Below are 13,623 nucleotides of genomic sequence, written 5' to 3' on the forward strand. Positions count from 1 at the left end.
GGACGTGAACGAGCAGGGCCGCCGAGGATGTCGGCATGACGGACAACGCCACGCACACCGCTCGCCTCGCCCTCGTGGGCGACCGCTCCCCCAACGTCGTCTCGCACACCCGCGTCCCGCTCCTGCTCGACGCCCTCGCCACCCGTGACCGGCTCGTCCTCGACGCCTACTGGATCCCGTCAGAGGACGCCATGGACGAGGAAGCCGTGCGCGGCTTCGACGCCGTGTGGGTGCTGCCCGGCAGCCCGTACCGCAGCGAGGCCGGAGTGCTCACCGCCATCCGCACCGCACGCGAGGGCGGCATCCCGTTCCTGGGCACGTGCGGTGGCTTCCAGCACGCCCTCCTGGAGTACGCCCGTGACGTCTGCGGTCTCACGAACGCCGCCCATACCGAGAACGACCCCGACGCCGACGACCTCCTCATCGAGCCGCTCGCCTGTTCCCTCGTCGGCCACGAGGGAACGGTCACCATCGAGCCCGGCTCGCTCGCCCAGTCGGTGATCGGCTCCGAGCGGACGGTCGAGCGCTACTTCTGCGCCTACGGCCCCTCGCGCCACCTCGACACCCTGCGCGCCCATGGACTGCGGTTCAGCGGTCACGACGAGGACGGCCAGGCGCGGATCGCCGAACTCCCCGGCCACCCCTTCTTCCTGGCCACCCTCTTCCAGCCGGAGCTGTCCGGGGACGGCTCGCGTCCGCACCCGATCGTGCGGGCGCTGGCGCGAGCCGCAGTGGAGCACGCGGAGGCGGCGCGGTTGAACGTCAGACCGACGTCGGCACCGCAGTCCCCGACCAGTTGAAGGGGAGTGCGGGGACCCGGTCCGGTACGAAGCCGTGGGCGCGGCGGGCCAGGTCGGCGGCGGCGTAGCGGTGGCAGTCCTGGTGCCACTTCAGGATGCCGGAGAGCCAGTTCTGCAGCTCCGCCACATAGCCCTGCATGACCTGGCGCACCTCCTCGGAGAGCTTGAAGTCCTCGTACAGGATGGGCAGTTCATGAGTGGCGACGTGCTGGAACTGCTGCATGCGCTGGGTCATCAGGTCGTGGATGACATTGAGCGCGGCCGGGTAGTCGCAGCCGAAGAAGTTCTGCACGACCAGGATGCCGTTGTGGACCTCGCCCTCGTACTCGATCTCCTTCTGGTACGAGAAGACGTCGTTCAGGAGCATCGCGTAGTCCATGGCCGCGTTCTCCAGCGAGCGGACGGGGCCGCTGCGGTAGACCTCCGCCGGTACCTTCCGGCCATGGCCGATGCGGCACAGGCTCATGGTGAGTTCGGAGCCAAAGGTGGCGCGGCGCATCTCCAGGTAGTCGACCGGGTCGGGGATGCGGTGCTGGAGCTGGTTGGACAGCTCCCACAACCAGCTCTCCGTCATCACGTCGACCGCGGCCCGGAACTGGCGCCGCTCGTCCTGGTTCATGTCCGCGGCGGTGCGCTCCCAGAGGTCGATGAGACCGCGCTCCATGCCGTTCACCGGGACGGGGACCTCCTCACCGTCGATGGGCATGCAGGCCGACAGGCGCGCGGTGACCAGCTTGGCAGTGGCCAGATCGCGGCGGTTGCCGAAGACGAGCGGGTAGTAGTCGTCGCCGTAGGTGCCCCAGGCCAGCCACTGGGAGCTGACGTCTAGGGCCTCCGGCGTCGCGTCCGGGTGGATGCCCGCCGCGCACAACGGCAGGTCGTAGGCGAGGAGTTTGTCCTCGTCCCAGACGCCCTCCTGGAGCATCCCCATGTCCCGCATCCAGCCGGTGAGCCGATCCCGGGCGCCCGCCAGATGCGGGCTGAGCGTCAGCTCGAACGGCATGTAGAAGTCGGGGAGTTGCGAGGGGCCGACCTTCTGGAACGGGACGTGGGTGTACGAGCGCAGCCGCTCCGCGCCGGCCGCCGAGAGCAGCGCGCCGATGTCGACGGCGGACGTCCCGAACCCGGCGGCGCCGAAGGGCTCTCCCTGCGACAGGGCCCCCTCGTTCATGTAGCGGCTGGACCGCAGGTGCCACTCGTGGCCGCCGGACTGCCAGTCCTGGAGCCCCTGCGTGTACGCGGCGACCGCCGCGACCTCGTCCGGCGTGAGCCCCTTCTCCACGGCAAGCGCGGGCACTTCGGTGAACGCCGTGTGCTCGAACTGGTGGAGCCGGGAGGTGAGCACGTCGTTGACGGTCTCGGCGGCCTCCTGGGTCGTGCAGCCGAAGAAGGTCTCCAGGACGAGGACACCGTTGCTGAGCTCCCCCTCGTCCTCGACCTCCCGTTGGTACGAGAACAGGTCGTTGCGCAGATGCACCCCGTCCGAGAACGTCTCCATCAGCACCCGCAGCGGCCTCGACCCGGCGACGGCGACGGGCACTTCGCGGGTCGCGTACTCGACGAGCCCCGCCGACCAGGGGGCGCCGCCCACCTTGCGGCGCATCTCGATGTACTCGACGGGGTTGGAGACCCGCCCCTCGTTGATGTTGGAGAGCTCCCACAGCGACTCGTTCAGCAGATGCTCGGTGGAGACGGCGAACCGCCTGCGCCACTCGACGGACATCGAGGGCACCGTGCGCGCCCAGAGGTCGGCGAGCCCCGCCTCGACGGGGTTCTCCGGCTCCGGTACGGGAGTTGACAGGTCGAGCGGCATGAAGAGCGGCAGCCGGTCGAGGTAGGCCTTGCCGCCGTCGCGGTCCTGGCTGCGTTTGAAGATCTCCAGGAAGTGGTCGTCGAAGAAGAACACCCACACGTACCAGTCGGTGATGAGCGAGAGCGCCGGGCCGTCGCAGTCGGGGTGCGTGTACGCGCAGAGCAGCCCGTAGTCGTGCGCGTCGAGGTCGGACTGCTCCCAGACACCGGAGCCCTCCAGCATGCCCATTCCGCGGGCCCATTCGACCGAGTGGGCCCGCGCCTCGTCGAGATGCGGGTTCAGCCGCGCGGGATACGGCATGTAGAAGTGCGGGAGTTCGAACGGCTGCGTCATGGCCGGGCACTACCCAGGGCCCTCCGGGGGCATCCACGGGCCGGGACATGATCACACCATCGCGTGAATCGGCGTGTGAACGTACGCCGCACCGGCAACGTCGTGCCTAAAGCCACGGTGTACGGCCGAAGGACGGCAACTGGACGGGACTTCACCGGCTTCTGGCCGATCCCGTCCCCGTACCTCCAAGTCGCCGACAACCCTTGTGGCGGCCGCATCTACGCGCAGAGACTACGGGGGGTCACGCGTCCCCTCCCCTTCCCGGAGTCCCGATGAACCAGCCGAGCCCGTCGCACCGCCCGTTCTCACGCCGCGCCGCCCTCGCCGGACTCGCCGGAGCGGCGCTGGCCGGGTCGACAGCGTTCAGCGCGTCGGCGGCCGACCGCAAGCGCTCCGTACGCTTCGCCACCTTCAACGCCTCCCTGAACCGCGGCACCCAGGGCGCCCTGATCACAGACCTGTCGACGCCCGGCAACATCCAGGCGCAGAACGTCGCGGAGACCATCCAGAGAGTCGATCCCGACATCGTCCTGATCAACGAGTTCGACTACGACGAGAACGGCACCTCGGTCGGCCTGTTCCTGCGCAACTACCTCGCGGTGGGCCACAACGGCTCCAAGCCGATCCACTTCCCGTACCACTTCACCGCTCCCGTGAACACCGGCGTCGCCTCCGGGGTGGACCTCGACGGCAGGAACGGGGCGGTCACCACGCCGGGTTCGGACGCGTACGGGCAGGACGCCTACGGGTACGGCTGGTTCCCGGGCCAGTACGGCATGGTCGTGCTCTCCAAATGCCCGATCGACACCCGCGCGGTGCGCACCTTCCAGAACTTCCTGTGGAAGGACATGCCCGGCAACATCATTCCCGAGGGCTACTACAGCGCCGAGGCCCGCGCGATCCTGCGGCTGTCCTCCAAGAGCCACTGGGACGTGCCGGTCCGCGTCGGCCACGACACCGTGCACTTCCTGGTCTCCCACCCGACCCCGCCCACCTTCGACGGCACGGAGGACCGCAACGGGCGTCGCAACCACGACGAGATCCGGCTGTGGGCCGACTACATCGGGGGACGCAGGCGCGGCGCCTACCTGTACGACGACAAGGGGGTACGCGGCGGGCTGCGGCCCGGGGCGCGGTTCGTCATCGCGGGTGACCAGAACGCCGACCCGCACGACGGCGACAGCTACGACGACGCGATTCTGCAGCTCCTGGACCACCCGGCGGTGCGGCTGCCGAAGACTCCGCCCGCCAGCGCGGGCGGTGTGGAGGCCGCGAGGCTCCAGGGCGGTGCGAACACCTCGCACGTCGGGAACCCGGCGTACGACACGAGCGACTTCAACGACGTCGCGCCCGGCAATCTGCGGGTGGACCACGTCCTCCCGTCGAAGGGGCTGACGCCGCTGTCCAACGGGATCTTCTGGCCCACGTCGGACGATCCCCTGTACCGGCTCGTCGGGAACGGCACGACCGTGCCGACGTCCGACCACCGGATGGTGTGGCAGGACGTGCGGGTCGGCTGACGGCGAGTGGGGGCGGGCCTCCGGAGGCCCGCCCCTTCGATCCCTCAGCCTCCGGAGAACACCGGCAGCACCTCCGCCGCCACCCACGCGAGCGCGTCGGGCAGCGCCTCCGTCGTCACCGGAAGCCAGAGGGAGCAGGAGGCGAGACCGGCCTCGGCGAGCCGGCCGAGTTCGTCGTTCACACTGTCGGCGGTGGCCTCTTCGCCGCCGAGCGGCCGCCACGGCATGTCCACGGCCGGAGAGAAGCCCGGTGGCACGAGGAACGCGCCCGAGGTCAGCGCGAGGGTGTCCGGATCCCGGCCGGCCTCCTTGCCGAGCGTCGCGAGCCGTTCCCGTACGGCGGTCAGGGCGGCCGCGTCGACTCCCGAGCCGTGCCACCCGTCGCCGTACCGCAGGGCCCGGCCCAGTGCCGCGTCGCTCTCTCCGCCGATCCACACCTCGGGTCCACCAGGGGTGCGCGGCCGTACTCCCAGCCGCATCCCCTCGGCCCGGTCCTCCCACAACTCCCGCATGACGGCGAGCTGTTCGTCCATCCGCTTGCCGCGCCCGCGCAACGAGGCACCCACCGCGGCGAACTCCGCCGCGTCCCAGCCGGTGCCGACGCCGAGCGTGAAACGGCCGCCCGAGACGCGGTCGAGGGTGGCCGCCTGATGGGCGAGGACGACGGGGTTGTAGAGCGGCAGGATCAGGACGCTGGTCACCACCCGGATCCGGTCCGTCGCACCCGCGATCGCCGACAGCAGCACCAGCGGGTCCGCGGTCACCCCCAGGTCGCCCGCGAGGACATGGCTCCCTGCAACAAGGTGGTCGAAGCCCAGCCGCTCGGCCGTGCGGGCCGTCTCCAGGACCCCGTCGAGATCGCTCTCCTGTCCCGGCCACAGCCGGTGCGGTCCCACTCCGATCCGCATACCCTCAGCTCCTCTCACGCGCGTCCAGCGCGTCCCGTGTCCGCTCCACCTGTCCGGCCAGCCGTTCGCGCAGTTGCCGCAGCGCGCCGATCCGCCGGTCCAGCTCGTCGAGCCGGTCGGCGGCGGTCTCCAACGCGCCTTCGCACAGCGGCAGTTGATCCAAGGGTTCGTCCAGGCAGCCGTGGCCCAGCGGCTCCCGGATGTCGTCGACGGTCAGCCCCGCACGCAGCAGACCCTGGATGTTGGCGGCGCGGACCACGACCGACTCGTCGTAGTCCCGGTAGCCGTTAGCCGTCCGTCCGGCAGCCAGCAGGCCCTGCTGCTCGTAGTACCTCAACGACCGAGTGCTGACGCCCGTCCTGCGGGACAGCTCCCCGATGAGCATGCCGATGGATTCCCTTCGCACGCCGCGACGTTAGGGCCCTGACACTAGTGTCAGGGTCAACGCCCCGACAGCGGACGGCGGTTCGCCGTCACCGCCTGGCCTGAATCAGCGCATGCGTGCCGCTCGTGCGCCAGCGCTGCTCCTCGGCGGCGACGAGTGCGGCCTCGGTGCGGGCGTCGAGGCCGATGGTCACGTCGGACTTGAGGGTGCGCAGGGCGGCGACGGGACCCGGGAAGTACGCGGTGGGGGTCGCGAAGGGTGTGGTGGCGGGGCGGAACCGGTCGCCGATCAGGCGGCGGTAGTTCAGGTCGCCCTTCATGATCGTCACGTCCGCCCCGGCGAACTCCGCGCGCAGGTCGTCCGGCATGTCGGCGTACGGCAGGGGTGCGCAGGAGAAGGGGTGGGCCCGGACCGTGAGGCGGCCGTCGGTCATCGCCGACCAGAGGCGGTGGCCCGACTCACCGGCGGCGCCCTTCGCTGCGGCGAGGTGACGCACCGCGTCGACCACGTCCGCGGTCGTGGCGTCGGAGACGTAGTACGGGTACGGCTTCACGTGCAGGACGGCCCGCCCCGCGCGGCCATGGCGCAGGAGATGGTCGATGAGGAGCAGGTCGGGGATGAGTTCGCGGCCCGCGTTGTCCGCGACCACGCAGAGGGTGCCACCTGCGAACAGCGAACGGAGCAACTCGCTGTCATCGGCTACGAGTTGGGGGCTGCCGGCCGTTTCACCGTCGGCGCCGGCCAGGCGGAAGCCGAGGTCCGCGCGGTTGCCCCACAGCGAGCCGTGCAGCAGCGCCAACTCCTGGTCCTCGACCGGCTGGTGCGCGAGGTCGTCGAGCGCGGCGAGTTCCCCGTCCGCCTCCGGGGTGTCGAGTTCGGCAAGCTTGAAGGGGCGGAAGGGGTCGATGCCACGCCAGGGTCCAGGGGCGAAGTAGCCGACGGATTCGAGGAGTTGGCGGTAGAAGTAGCTCTCGGACCACAGGAAGGGCACGTCGAACCAGGACCGGCCGAAGTACTCCCGTCCCCACACCTCCCACTGCTCACGGCCCTCCGCCTGCGCACCGAGCGGTTCGATGACGCCCTCGGCGCAGTTCTTCAGCAGGGCGTCGAGCGCACGCTGCTGCTCGGGGGCGTACGGGAAGGCGTTGCGCACCTTGCGGATGAGCGCCGGGTGCCGCTCGGCCAGCACGCTCCACGGGAACGAGCCGGGCGCGTTGCTGAGGATCACGGGTGCGCCTTCGGCGTCAGACATGGCGGTGCGGTCCTCCGGTGCGGGACAAGGCCTCGGCAGGCACAGTAGCCTCCTTGGCCTTGTCATCATGGGCTAGCCGGTCCGCGTAACCCGCCTCGGTCCACATCAGCTTCTTGAACTGCTCGGGTGTCAGCGTCCCCTGCCACTGCAAGCCGTCCGGGCAGAACACCGACTCGCAGCCGGAGCAGTAGTACCCCGCCCGCCACAGCCGCTCCGCGCGCAGTTCACCCCTGGGCACGACGACCCTCTCGCGCGCCTCGCCGCGGATCACCACGATGGTCCCGACGAACAGCAGGACCGCGAGGAGCACCCCGCCGATCGTGTACAGCGGCTTGTCCTGCTGCACACCGGTGTACGCGAGTCCGACGCCCAGGCCGGTGAACACCATGCCTTCGAGGAAGTGCATGAACGAGTCGAAGGAGTCCGTCGCGCCGGGCGACACGGCCAACCGGTCGGCCAGGCTGCCGCGCTCGGGCTTCCCGCCGGACCTCCAGTCGGCCTTCTCGCCGGCCTTCTCACCGGCTTTCCGCTCGGAGCGGGCCTGCTCGACCGTACGCACCGAGGATCCGCCACAGCCCGGACACATCACGCCAGCTGCCCCTTGGGCCGACTCGTTCACCATGGCCGTCACAGTATCCGGCGTGTACAACGGCCTCGCGGCGCCCCGGAACCCGGGACGCCGCGAGGCACCGTACGAGATACGACAGAAGCCGGTTGTCAGAAGGTCAGCTTCCAGCTGTTGACCGTGCCCGTGTCCTGCGCGGCCGTGTCCTGGACGCGGAGCTTCCAGGTGCCGTTCGCGGTCTCGCTGGAGGCGTCGACCGTGTACGTGGTGCTGACGTTGTCCGCGGAGTCCGAGGAGCTGGAGGCCTTCAGGCGGTACGTCGAACCGTCCGGGGCGACCAGGTCGATCACCAGGTCACCGCGGTAGGTGTGGGTGATGTCGACGCCGACCTGGAGGGCGGTGGGCGCGTTGCCGGTGCGGCCGCTGACGGTGATCGGCGACTCCACGGCGGAGCCCGCGTCCGGGATCGCGACGGCCGAAGCGCTGGTGAAGGTGGTGCCCCCCGTGGAGCCGCCGGACCCGCTCACCGCCTGCACCGTCTTCGTCGCGTCCGCCAGACCGGCACCGCAGCCACCGGTGCAGGCTCCGGGCAGGGCACGGGCGTTGGTCTTGATGGCCGACTCGATCTGGGCCGGGGTCAGCGAGGAGTTCGCCGACTTCATCAGCGCCACCAGGCCCGCGATGTGCGGGGTGGCCATGCTGGTGCCCTGGTAGTAGGCGTAGGACTCCGTGGACGCGGTCTTCGTACCGGAGTTCAGCGTGGAGAGGATGCCGTTGGCCGTACCGGTGCTGGTCTGGCCGCCGGGGGCCGCGATGTCCACGAGGGTGCCGTAGTTGGAGTACGAGGCGCGGGCGCCGGTGCGGCTCGTCGCGGCGACGTTGATGACGTTGCTGCAGCTCGACGGGGAGAAGCCCGAGGTGTTGGAGTTCTCGTTGCCGGCGGCCACGACGACCGTCGTACCGCGGTTCACGGCGGCGGTGATCGCGGTCTGCGTGGCGGAGGTGCAGGCACCCGAGCCGCCGAGGCTCATGTTGATGACCTTGGCGACGTTGGTGTTGGCGGGCACGCCGGAGACCGTGCCGCCGGACGCCCAGGTGATGGCGTCGATGATGTCGGAGTCGTAGCCGCCGCATTTGCCGAGGACGCGCAGCGGGGAGACCTTCGCGTTGTACGCGATGCCCGCGACGCCCTTGCTGTTGTTGGTAACAGCGGCGATGGTGCCGGCGACGTGCGTGCCGTGCCAGGAGGAGTTGCTGGAACCAGTGCCGGTGCCGCACTCGTCGGTCGCGTACCAGTCGCCCGGGTCGGCCGGGTTGCTGTCGCGCCCGTCGCCGTCGACCGAGACCGCGGTGTCGGAGATGAAGTCGTAGCCCGCGACGATGTTTCCGGCCACGTCGGAGTGCGTGACGTAACCGGTGTCGATGACGGCGACCGTCACACCGCTGCCGGTGGAGGTGGCCCAGGCGCCCGGGACGTTCATGCCGGCGGTGGCCTCGAAGAGGTCCCACTGCTTGGAGTACTCGGTGTCGTTCGGGTCGGCCAGCGGCTTGTTGATGCGGTCCGGTACGACGTAGGCGACCTGCGGGTCGGCCTGGTACTGCGCGATGACGTCGGCGACATCCGCCTTCTTGAGCTCGGCGCCCAGGTCGACCAGGGCCGCGCCGGTGCCGAGGCGGCGCTGGAAGTCGAGGTCCTCGCCCGCCTTCTCGCCCTTGGCCCGGGCGTCGGCGTCGGCGGCCGTGTTGGACTTGGCCTCGGTGGCGCCGGACTTGTAGCCGACGATCAGACGCTCGGCGGGAGCGGCGGCCGCGTTCGCGGCGGCGGTGGTCTCGGCGGCCGGGGCGGCGTCGGGAGTCTGGGCGACGGCGACCGAGGTGGTCGTACCGGCCAGCAGCGCGGCGGATATCGCGGCGACGGATATCAGCTTCCGTCTGGCGTCGCGGGAGGGGGAAGGACGCAAGGGCTTGCCTTTCGGGGCCGGCTCCGGGCAGCGCGGTGCGAGGCGGAGCAGCGGTCGATTCGCTTCGTCGTCGAAGCGGCGGGGGGTGCAAAACCAGAAAGCGGCGCGGTGGCCGACCATGCGCGTAGCGACCGGTGAGGGGTTACCTGTGGGGTGGCTGTGGTCGAACGATAGGCAAAGCGCAGGTAAGAGGGATACAGGGGAAACCCTCGACTTGGCTGGTAACCAACCCTCGGATACGGGCGGTTGGCCGGGAACGCCCGGGTTCGGCACCGTTGCGGATCTGAACGCAGGGCGCTCGGTTCCCGTACTCCACCGTGCGGTGCGGCCGCTCAAGTGATGCGGTGCGGCCGCACCGGCTTTCTGCTGTGCCTGCCTAGCCGCTTTCCCTGCCGTACCTGCTTTTCCGCTTTCCCTGCCATACCCGCCTTGCCGCTTTCCCCGTTGCACCCGCCTTGCCGCTGTCCCCACCGCCCCGCCGAGGAGACCGTCCCGATGACCGTGACCGCACACCGCACCGCCGCAGCGGCCGCCGTCGCCTTGGGTGTACCCCTGCTGCTCACCACGCTCGCCGCGGGACCGGCCCAGGCACATGGCGCGCCGACGGATCCGGTCAGCCGGGTGGTGGCGTGCTCGCCCATGGGCGGGAGCAACACCCGCACAGCGGCCTGCGCGGCGGCGATCGCCGCGAACGGTGCGCCCTTCACGGCCTGGGACAACCTGCGGGTCGCCGGTGTCAACGGCCGCGACCGCGAGGTGATCCCCGACGGGCAGCTCTGCAGCGGGGGGCTTTCCGCTTACAAGGGCCTCGATCTCGCCCGGGCCGACTGGCCCTCGACCCGCCTGACTCCCGGTGCGGCCCTGACCCTCAAGTACAGCTCGACCATCCCGCACACCGGGACCTTCAAGCTGTATCTGACCAAGCCGGGTTACGACCCGACGCAGCCCCTGAAGTGGTCCGACCTGCCCTCTCAGCCGTTCGCCACCGCCACCGACCCGGCGCTCGTCAACGGTGCTTACAGCGTCAGGGCCACGCTGCCTTCCGACCGGACCGGCCGCCAGCTGCTCTTCACGATCTGGCAGAACTCCAGCACGTCGGACACCTATTACTCGTGCTCGGACGTGGTGTTCCCCGCAGCGGCCAAGGGCACGGGCGGAGCCGCCGCACCGGCGACATCCTCACCGGCACAGCGGACGCCTTCGCCCACTACCAAGTCGCCGGAGCCGCCGCGGACGACCTCTCCGGCCGTGCAGACGCCCACACCCACGCAGACGGCCGCCTCGCCGGCCCAGGAGACCGCTCCCGACGACCTCACCCCCGTCGCCGACAGCGATTCCGGCGGCAACACCGCGCTCCCCCTGGTAGCAGGCGGAGCGGCGGCGTTCCTCCTTGCCGCGGGGGTCGCCCTCACTGCTTGGCGACGCCGCTGAACAGGGCTCCGGCGTGGATCAGTTGACGTACACCACCGGGCTGCCCTCCTGGCTGGTGTCCGTGACGGGCGCGTACTTGGCAGTGAAGTAGCCGTTGCTGAAGCACAGGGACGAGCCGGAGAACTTCGTGAACTGCTGACCGGTGAAGGCAATGCTGTTGTCGGTGTTGCTCGCCGTGCCGGAGAGGCTCGGCGCCCGGTAGACGCAGGTGATGCTGCCCAGCAGGGTGCGCAGGACGACGGTGGTCTGGATGGTCGAGTCGGCGGCCGGAGTGACGGTGACCGTGCCGTCGGAGGCCACCGTGGTGGTGTAGGGGAGGTTGTCGACGGTGATGCCCGTGACGCCGAGCACCCCGATGACATTGCTGGTGCAACCACTGGTGGCGAAGGTGTGCCCGGTGAGCGACTCGGTGGCCGTTCCCGGAGCCGCCGGGTTGTCGGTGACGGTGGCGGTGAAGGCGGACGAGGTGCAGGAGATGCCGCTCGTGCCGGTGCTGCTGGAGTAGAGCGTGGCAGCGGTGCCGCTCGCCAGCGAGGCGTTGAGGACGTCACCGACGGCGACGGGGGTTCCGCCGAGGCTGCCGGTGGTGAGCACCGGGGTGTCGGCGGCGGCCGCGGGGACGGTGGCGGACACCGCGAGCGCCGTGGCGGTACCGATGAGGGCGAGGAGGGATCGAGTACGCATGGGGGTGCCTCTTTCCGGAGGGGTGCGAGTGCGTGATTCCGACGGGGTGCGGGTGTGCGTTCCCGAAGGGGTGCGCGTTCCCGAAGGGGGTGCGCGTTCCCGAAGGGGGTGCGCGTTCCCGAAGGGGGTGCGCGGGCAGGGGGCCGCTGCCGGCCCGTGACGTCTTCTCCGTACGCGACGGACCGGCAGCGACAACGGGGCTACCGGGCACGGCCCAAGGGGGAAGGCGACCGTGCCGGTGCCGTGGGGGGAGCTGGACAGGAGATTGCGCCGCGCGCATTTCGGATGCGCTTCAGATGCACATGGCAGCGCTTTCGGATGTGTCACGCCGCCCCGCGACAGAGCGGGGACCAGGAGGGTGACATGTGCCGCGCTGCGGATCCGGCGCCACGGATCCGTGGAAACAAGGGAGAGTTCTAGACCCGCCGGACGGTCAACGTCAAGGCAGGGAACGGAAGTTGGAGATCAGAGCGGCCGCCCTCTTCACAGCTGTCGCACAACCGCCACCCTTTTCCCACAGGTCCCTTGACCCACGCCTGTAACCCCCGGTAACTTCCTCGACGGCTACTGAGGCGTAACAAGAAAGCCCTTCCATCCGCCAGGAGAGACGAGGGCGCCCGCGTCGCAGCCGCTGTCCGCGCCAGGACAACACGCCGTTGAATCCCCTAACCCGCATCGCCCATGCCCAGGGAGCAGACATGGCCTCGTCCTCGGACGCCACGGCGTCCAACCCATCCACCCCGTCCGACCCGGAAAGCACGGAAAGCGGTTCCGCCGCCGACGAACCGGTGAGACGCGGACGGGTCCGCCTGCGCAGAGCCGCCGTGATGGCGGTACCGGCCACCGCGATCGCCGCGGGGCTGATGATCCTCACCGCGCAGGGCGCTCTCGGCGTCCAGTTCGCCATCTCCGGCATGCCGTTCACGGTCACCGCCACCGAGCTCAAGGGAACCGGCTTCGAGCAGTTCGGCGGCCTCGACTACATGGCCGAGGGCAGCCCGAACGCCGGTGACACCGGCGGCCAGGTCCTGGTCGTCACCTCCGCGATCAAGAGAGCGACCCTCACCAAGCTGTGCCAGAGCGTCGACCTGGGCGGCACGAACCTGCTCATCAAGGCGGGCGGCGGCGAGGAGAAGGTGCAGGCGAGCCACCTCACCACCGACTCCACGGAACTGTCGGGCGACGCGTCCTTCAAGAACATCGAGATCGGCAACGACGCCAGCACCCTCGACAAGGCCGGAGTCCAGGGCCCCATCGGCGTGTTCAGCCAGCAGGCCGACACCGTCCGTATCGCGAACCTGCGGCAGACCAACTACGCGACCACGGCGGCGGTGTTCAAGCTCCCCGGCCTCAACCTCAGTTTCAGCTCCCAGGGTTGCTGATGAATCGCATCGCGAAGCCAGGGGACCTGAGGTCCGATTTCCGGCAGTGGCGCGCGCACCGCCCCTTCTGGGGCGGGCTGCTGCTCACCCTGGCGGGGGCGGAGATCCTACTCACCGAGAAGGCGTCCATGAAGGTCGTCATGCACATGGGCGCACAGGGCCTGGCCGGCTATCTGCTGCCGACCCTGATGGTGCTCTGCGGCCTGCTGATCCTCTTCAACCCGGTGCAGCGCCTCTTCTACTCCCTCCTCGGCATCCTCCTCACCCTCGGCACCTGGGTCACCTCCAACCTCGGCGGCTTCTTCGTCGGCCTCCTCCTCGGAGCCGTCGGCAGCTGCCTCGCGTTCGGCTGGCTCCCGGACCAGGAACCGCGCCGCCCGCGCCGCCGTCTGCTGCGCCGCGGACACGCCTAGGGCCTGTCCGGCGGATCAGGCCGCAGACGCGGGGTCTGGCACGCCCACCTGTGTTTACAAGGTGCCGTTGCTTTCCTCCGGCCTGATCCGCCGGACAGGCCCTAACCACCAGAACGATCAACTTGCCTGTACGCGCAGGGAAGTTGCCCTCGTACGCAACGGGCGCCGGGCGATCT

The 13,623-nt window shown here is 70.0% G+C and carries 12 protein-coding genes; 5 read left to right on the top strand and 7 right to left on the bottom strand.

Annotated elements, in window-relative coordinates; translation table 11 throughout:
• The first annotated feature begins 35 nt into the window (after nucleotides 1–35).
• Complete coding sequence (locus tag OG266_RS10110; RefSeq protein WP_371544769.1) at nucleotides 36–800, top strand: hypothetical protein; 765 nt, start codon at nucleotides 36–38, stop codon at nucleotides 798–800.
• On the opposite strand, the gene cyc2 is transcribed toward OG266_RS10110, so the two are convergent.
• Nucleotides 763–2,946, bottom strand: a complete 2,184-nt coding sequence (cyc2, locus tag OG266_RS10115) for a germacradienol/geosmin synthase Cyc2 (RefSeq protein ID WP_371544772.1) — start codon at nucleotides 2,944–2,946, stop codon at nucleotides 763–765. The genes OG266_RS10110 and cyc2 overlap by 38 nt on opposite strands.
• A 272-nt stretch (nucleotides 2,947–3,218) precedes the next feature.
• Here cyc2 and OG266_RS10120 point away from each other — a divergent pair, with 272 nt between their 5' ends.
• A complete protein-coding gene (locus tag OG266_RS10120) occupies nucleotides 3,219–4,466 on the top strand; it encodes an endonuclease/exonuclease/phosphatase family protein (protein WP_371544775.1) in 1,248 nt (415 codons plus the stop codon).
• Nucleotides 4,467–4,510: 44 nt separating this feature from the next.
• Here the strand turns inward: OG266_RS10120 and OG266_RS10125 are convergent, their stop codons facing one another.
• From OG266_RS10125 to OG266_RS10145, 5 genes are all read right to left on the bottom strand, one after another.
• Nucleotides 4,511–5,374, bottom strand: coding sequence for a TIGR03619 family F420-dependent LLM class oxidoreductase (locus tag OG266_RS10125; protein ID WP_371544777.1), 864 nt, complete (start codon nucleotides 5,372–5,374; stop codon nucleotides 4,511–4,513).
• A 4-nt stretch (nucleotides 5,375–5,378) separates the two neighbouring features.
• The gene (locus OG266_RS10130) at nucleotides 5,379–5,780 is read right to left on the bottom strand and encodes a MerR family transcriptional regulator (RefSeq protein WP_371544780.1); all 402 of its coding nucleotides are present in this window, start codon (nucleotides 5,778–5,780) and stop codon (nucleotides 5,379–5,381) included.
• A 67-nt stretch (nucleotides 5,781–5,847) separates the two neighbouring features.
• Entirely contained in the window at nucleotides 5,848–7,011 is a 1,164-nt protein-coding gene (locus OG266_RS10135) for a damage-control phosphatase ARMT1 family protein (RefSeq protein ID WP_371544783.1), read from the bottom strand.
• A complete protein-coding gene (locus OG266_RS10140; RefSeq protein ID WP_371544786.1) occupies nucleotides 7,004–7,633 on the bottom strand; it encodes a hypothetical protein in 630 nt (209 codons plus the stop codon). Before OG266_RS10140 ends, OG266_RS10135 begins: the two co-directional genes overlap by 8 nt.
• A gap of 95 nt (nucleotides 7,634–7,728) precedes the next feature.
• The gene (locus OG266_RS10145; RefSeq protein WP_371544787.1) at nucleotides 7,729–9,537 is read right to left on the bottom strand and encodes a S8 family serine peptidase; all 1,809 of its coding nucleotides are present in this window, start codon (nucleotides 9,535–9,537) and stop codon (nucleotides 7,729–7,731) included.
• 495 nt (nucleotides 9,538–10,032) lie between these two features.
• Between OG266_RS10145 and OG266_RS10150 the strand changes: the two genes are divergently transcribed.
• Nucleotides 10,033–10,968, top strand: coding sequence for a lytic polysaccharide monooxygenase (locus tag OG266_RS10150; RefSeq protein WP_371544791.1), 936 nt, complete (start codon nucleotides 10,033–10,035; stop codon nucleotides 10,966–10,968).
• 18 nt (nucleotides 10,969–10,986) lie between these two features.
• On the opposite strand, the gene OG266_RS10155 is transcribed toward OG266_RS10150, so the two are convergent.
• The gene (locus OG266_RS10155; protein ID WP_371544794.1) at nucleotides 10,987–11,652 is read right to left on the bottom strand and encodes a Tat pathway signal sequence domain protein; all 666 of its coding nucleotides are present in this window, start codon (nucleotides 11,650–11,652) and stop codon (nucleotides 10,987–10,989) included.
• A 698-nt stretch (nucleotides 11,653–12,350) separates the two neighbouring features.
• On the opposite strand from OG266_RS10155, the gene OG266_RS10160 reads away from it, so the two are divergent.
• Complete coding sequence (locus OG266_RS10160; RefSeq protein ID WP_266474072.1) at nucleotides 12,351–13,034, top strand: DUF6230 family protein; 684 nt, start codon at nucleotides 12,351–12,353, stop codon at nucleotides 13,032–13,034.
• Complete coding sequence (locus OG266_RS10165; protein ID WP_371544796.1) at nucleotides 13,034–13,447, top strand: DUF6114 domain-containing protein; 414 nt, start codon at nucleotides 13,034–13,036, stop codon at nucleotides 13,445–13,447. Before OG266_RS10160 ends, OG266_RS10165 begins: the two co-directional genes overlap by 1 nt.
• Nucleotides 13,448–13,623 lie beyond the last annotated feature (176 nt).

The organism is Streptomyces sp. NBC_00554 (assembly GCF_041431135.1).
Lineage (GTDB): Bacteria > Actinomycetota > Actinomycetes > Streptomycetales > Streptomycetaceae > Streptomyces.

Coding starts and splice junctions, on each gene's coding strand:
- OG266_RS10140 (WP_371544786.1), bottom strand. CDS start 7,633: ATGGTGAACGAGTCGGCCCAAGGGGCAGCTGGCGTGATGTGTCCGGGC.
- OG266_RS10125 (WP_371544777.1), bottom strand. CDS start 5,374: ATGCGGATCGGAGTGGGACCGCACCGGCTGTGGCCGGGACAGGAGAGC.
- OG266_RS10165 (WP_371544796.1), top strand. CDS start 13,034: ATGAATCGCATCGCGAAGCCAGGGGACCTGAGGTCCGATTTCCGGCAG.
- OG266_RS10155 (WP_371544794.1), bottom strand. CDS start 11,652: ATGCGTACTCGATCCCTCCTCGCCCTCATCGGTACCGCCACGGCGCTC.
- cyc2 (WP_371544772.1), bottom strand. CDS start 2,946: ATGACGCAGCCGTTCGAACTCCCGCACTTCTACATGCCGTATCCCGCG.
- OG266_RS10150 (WP_371544791.1), top strand. CDS start 10,033: ATGACCGTGACCGCACACCGCACCGCCGCAGCGGCCGCCGTCGCCTTG.
- OG266_RS10110 (WP_371544769.1), top strand. CDS start 36: ATGACGGACAACGCCACGCACACCGCTCGCCTCGCCCTCGTGGGCGAC.
- OG266_RS10160 (WP_266474072.1), top strand. CDS start 12,351: ATGGCCTCGTCCTCGGACGCCACGGCGTCCAACCCATCCACCCCGTCC.
- OG266_RS10135 (WP_371544783.1), bottom strand. CDS start 7,011: ATGTCTGACGCCGAAGGCGCACCCGTGATCCTCAGCAACGCGCCCGGC.
- OG266_RS10120 (WP_371544775.1), top strand. CDS start 3,219: ATGAACCAGCCGAGCCCGTCGCACCGCCCGTTCTCACGCCGCGCCGCC.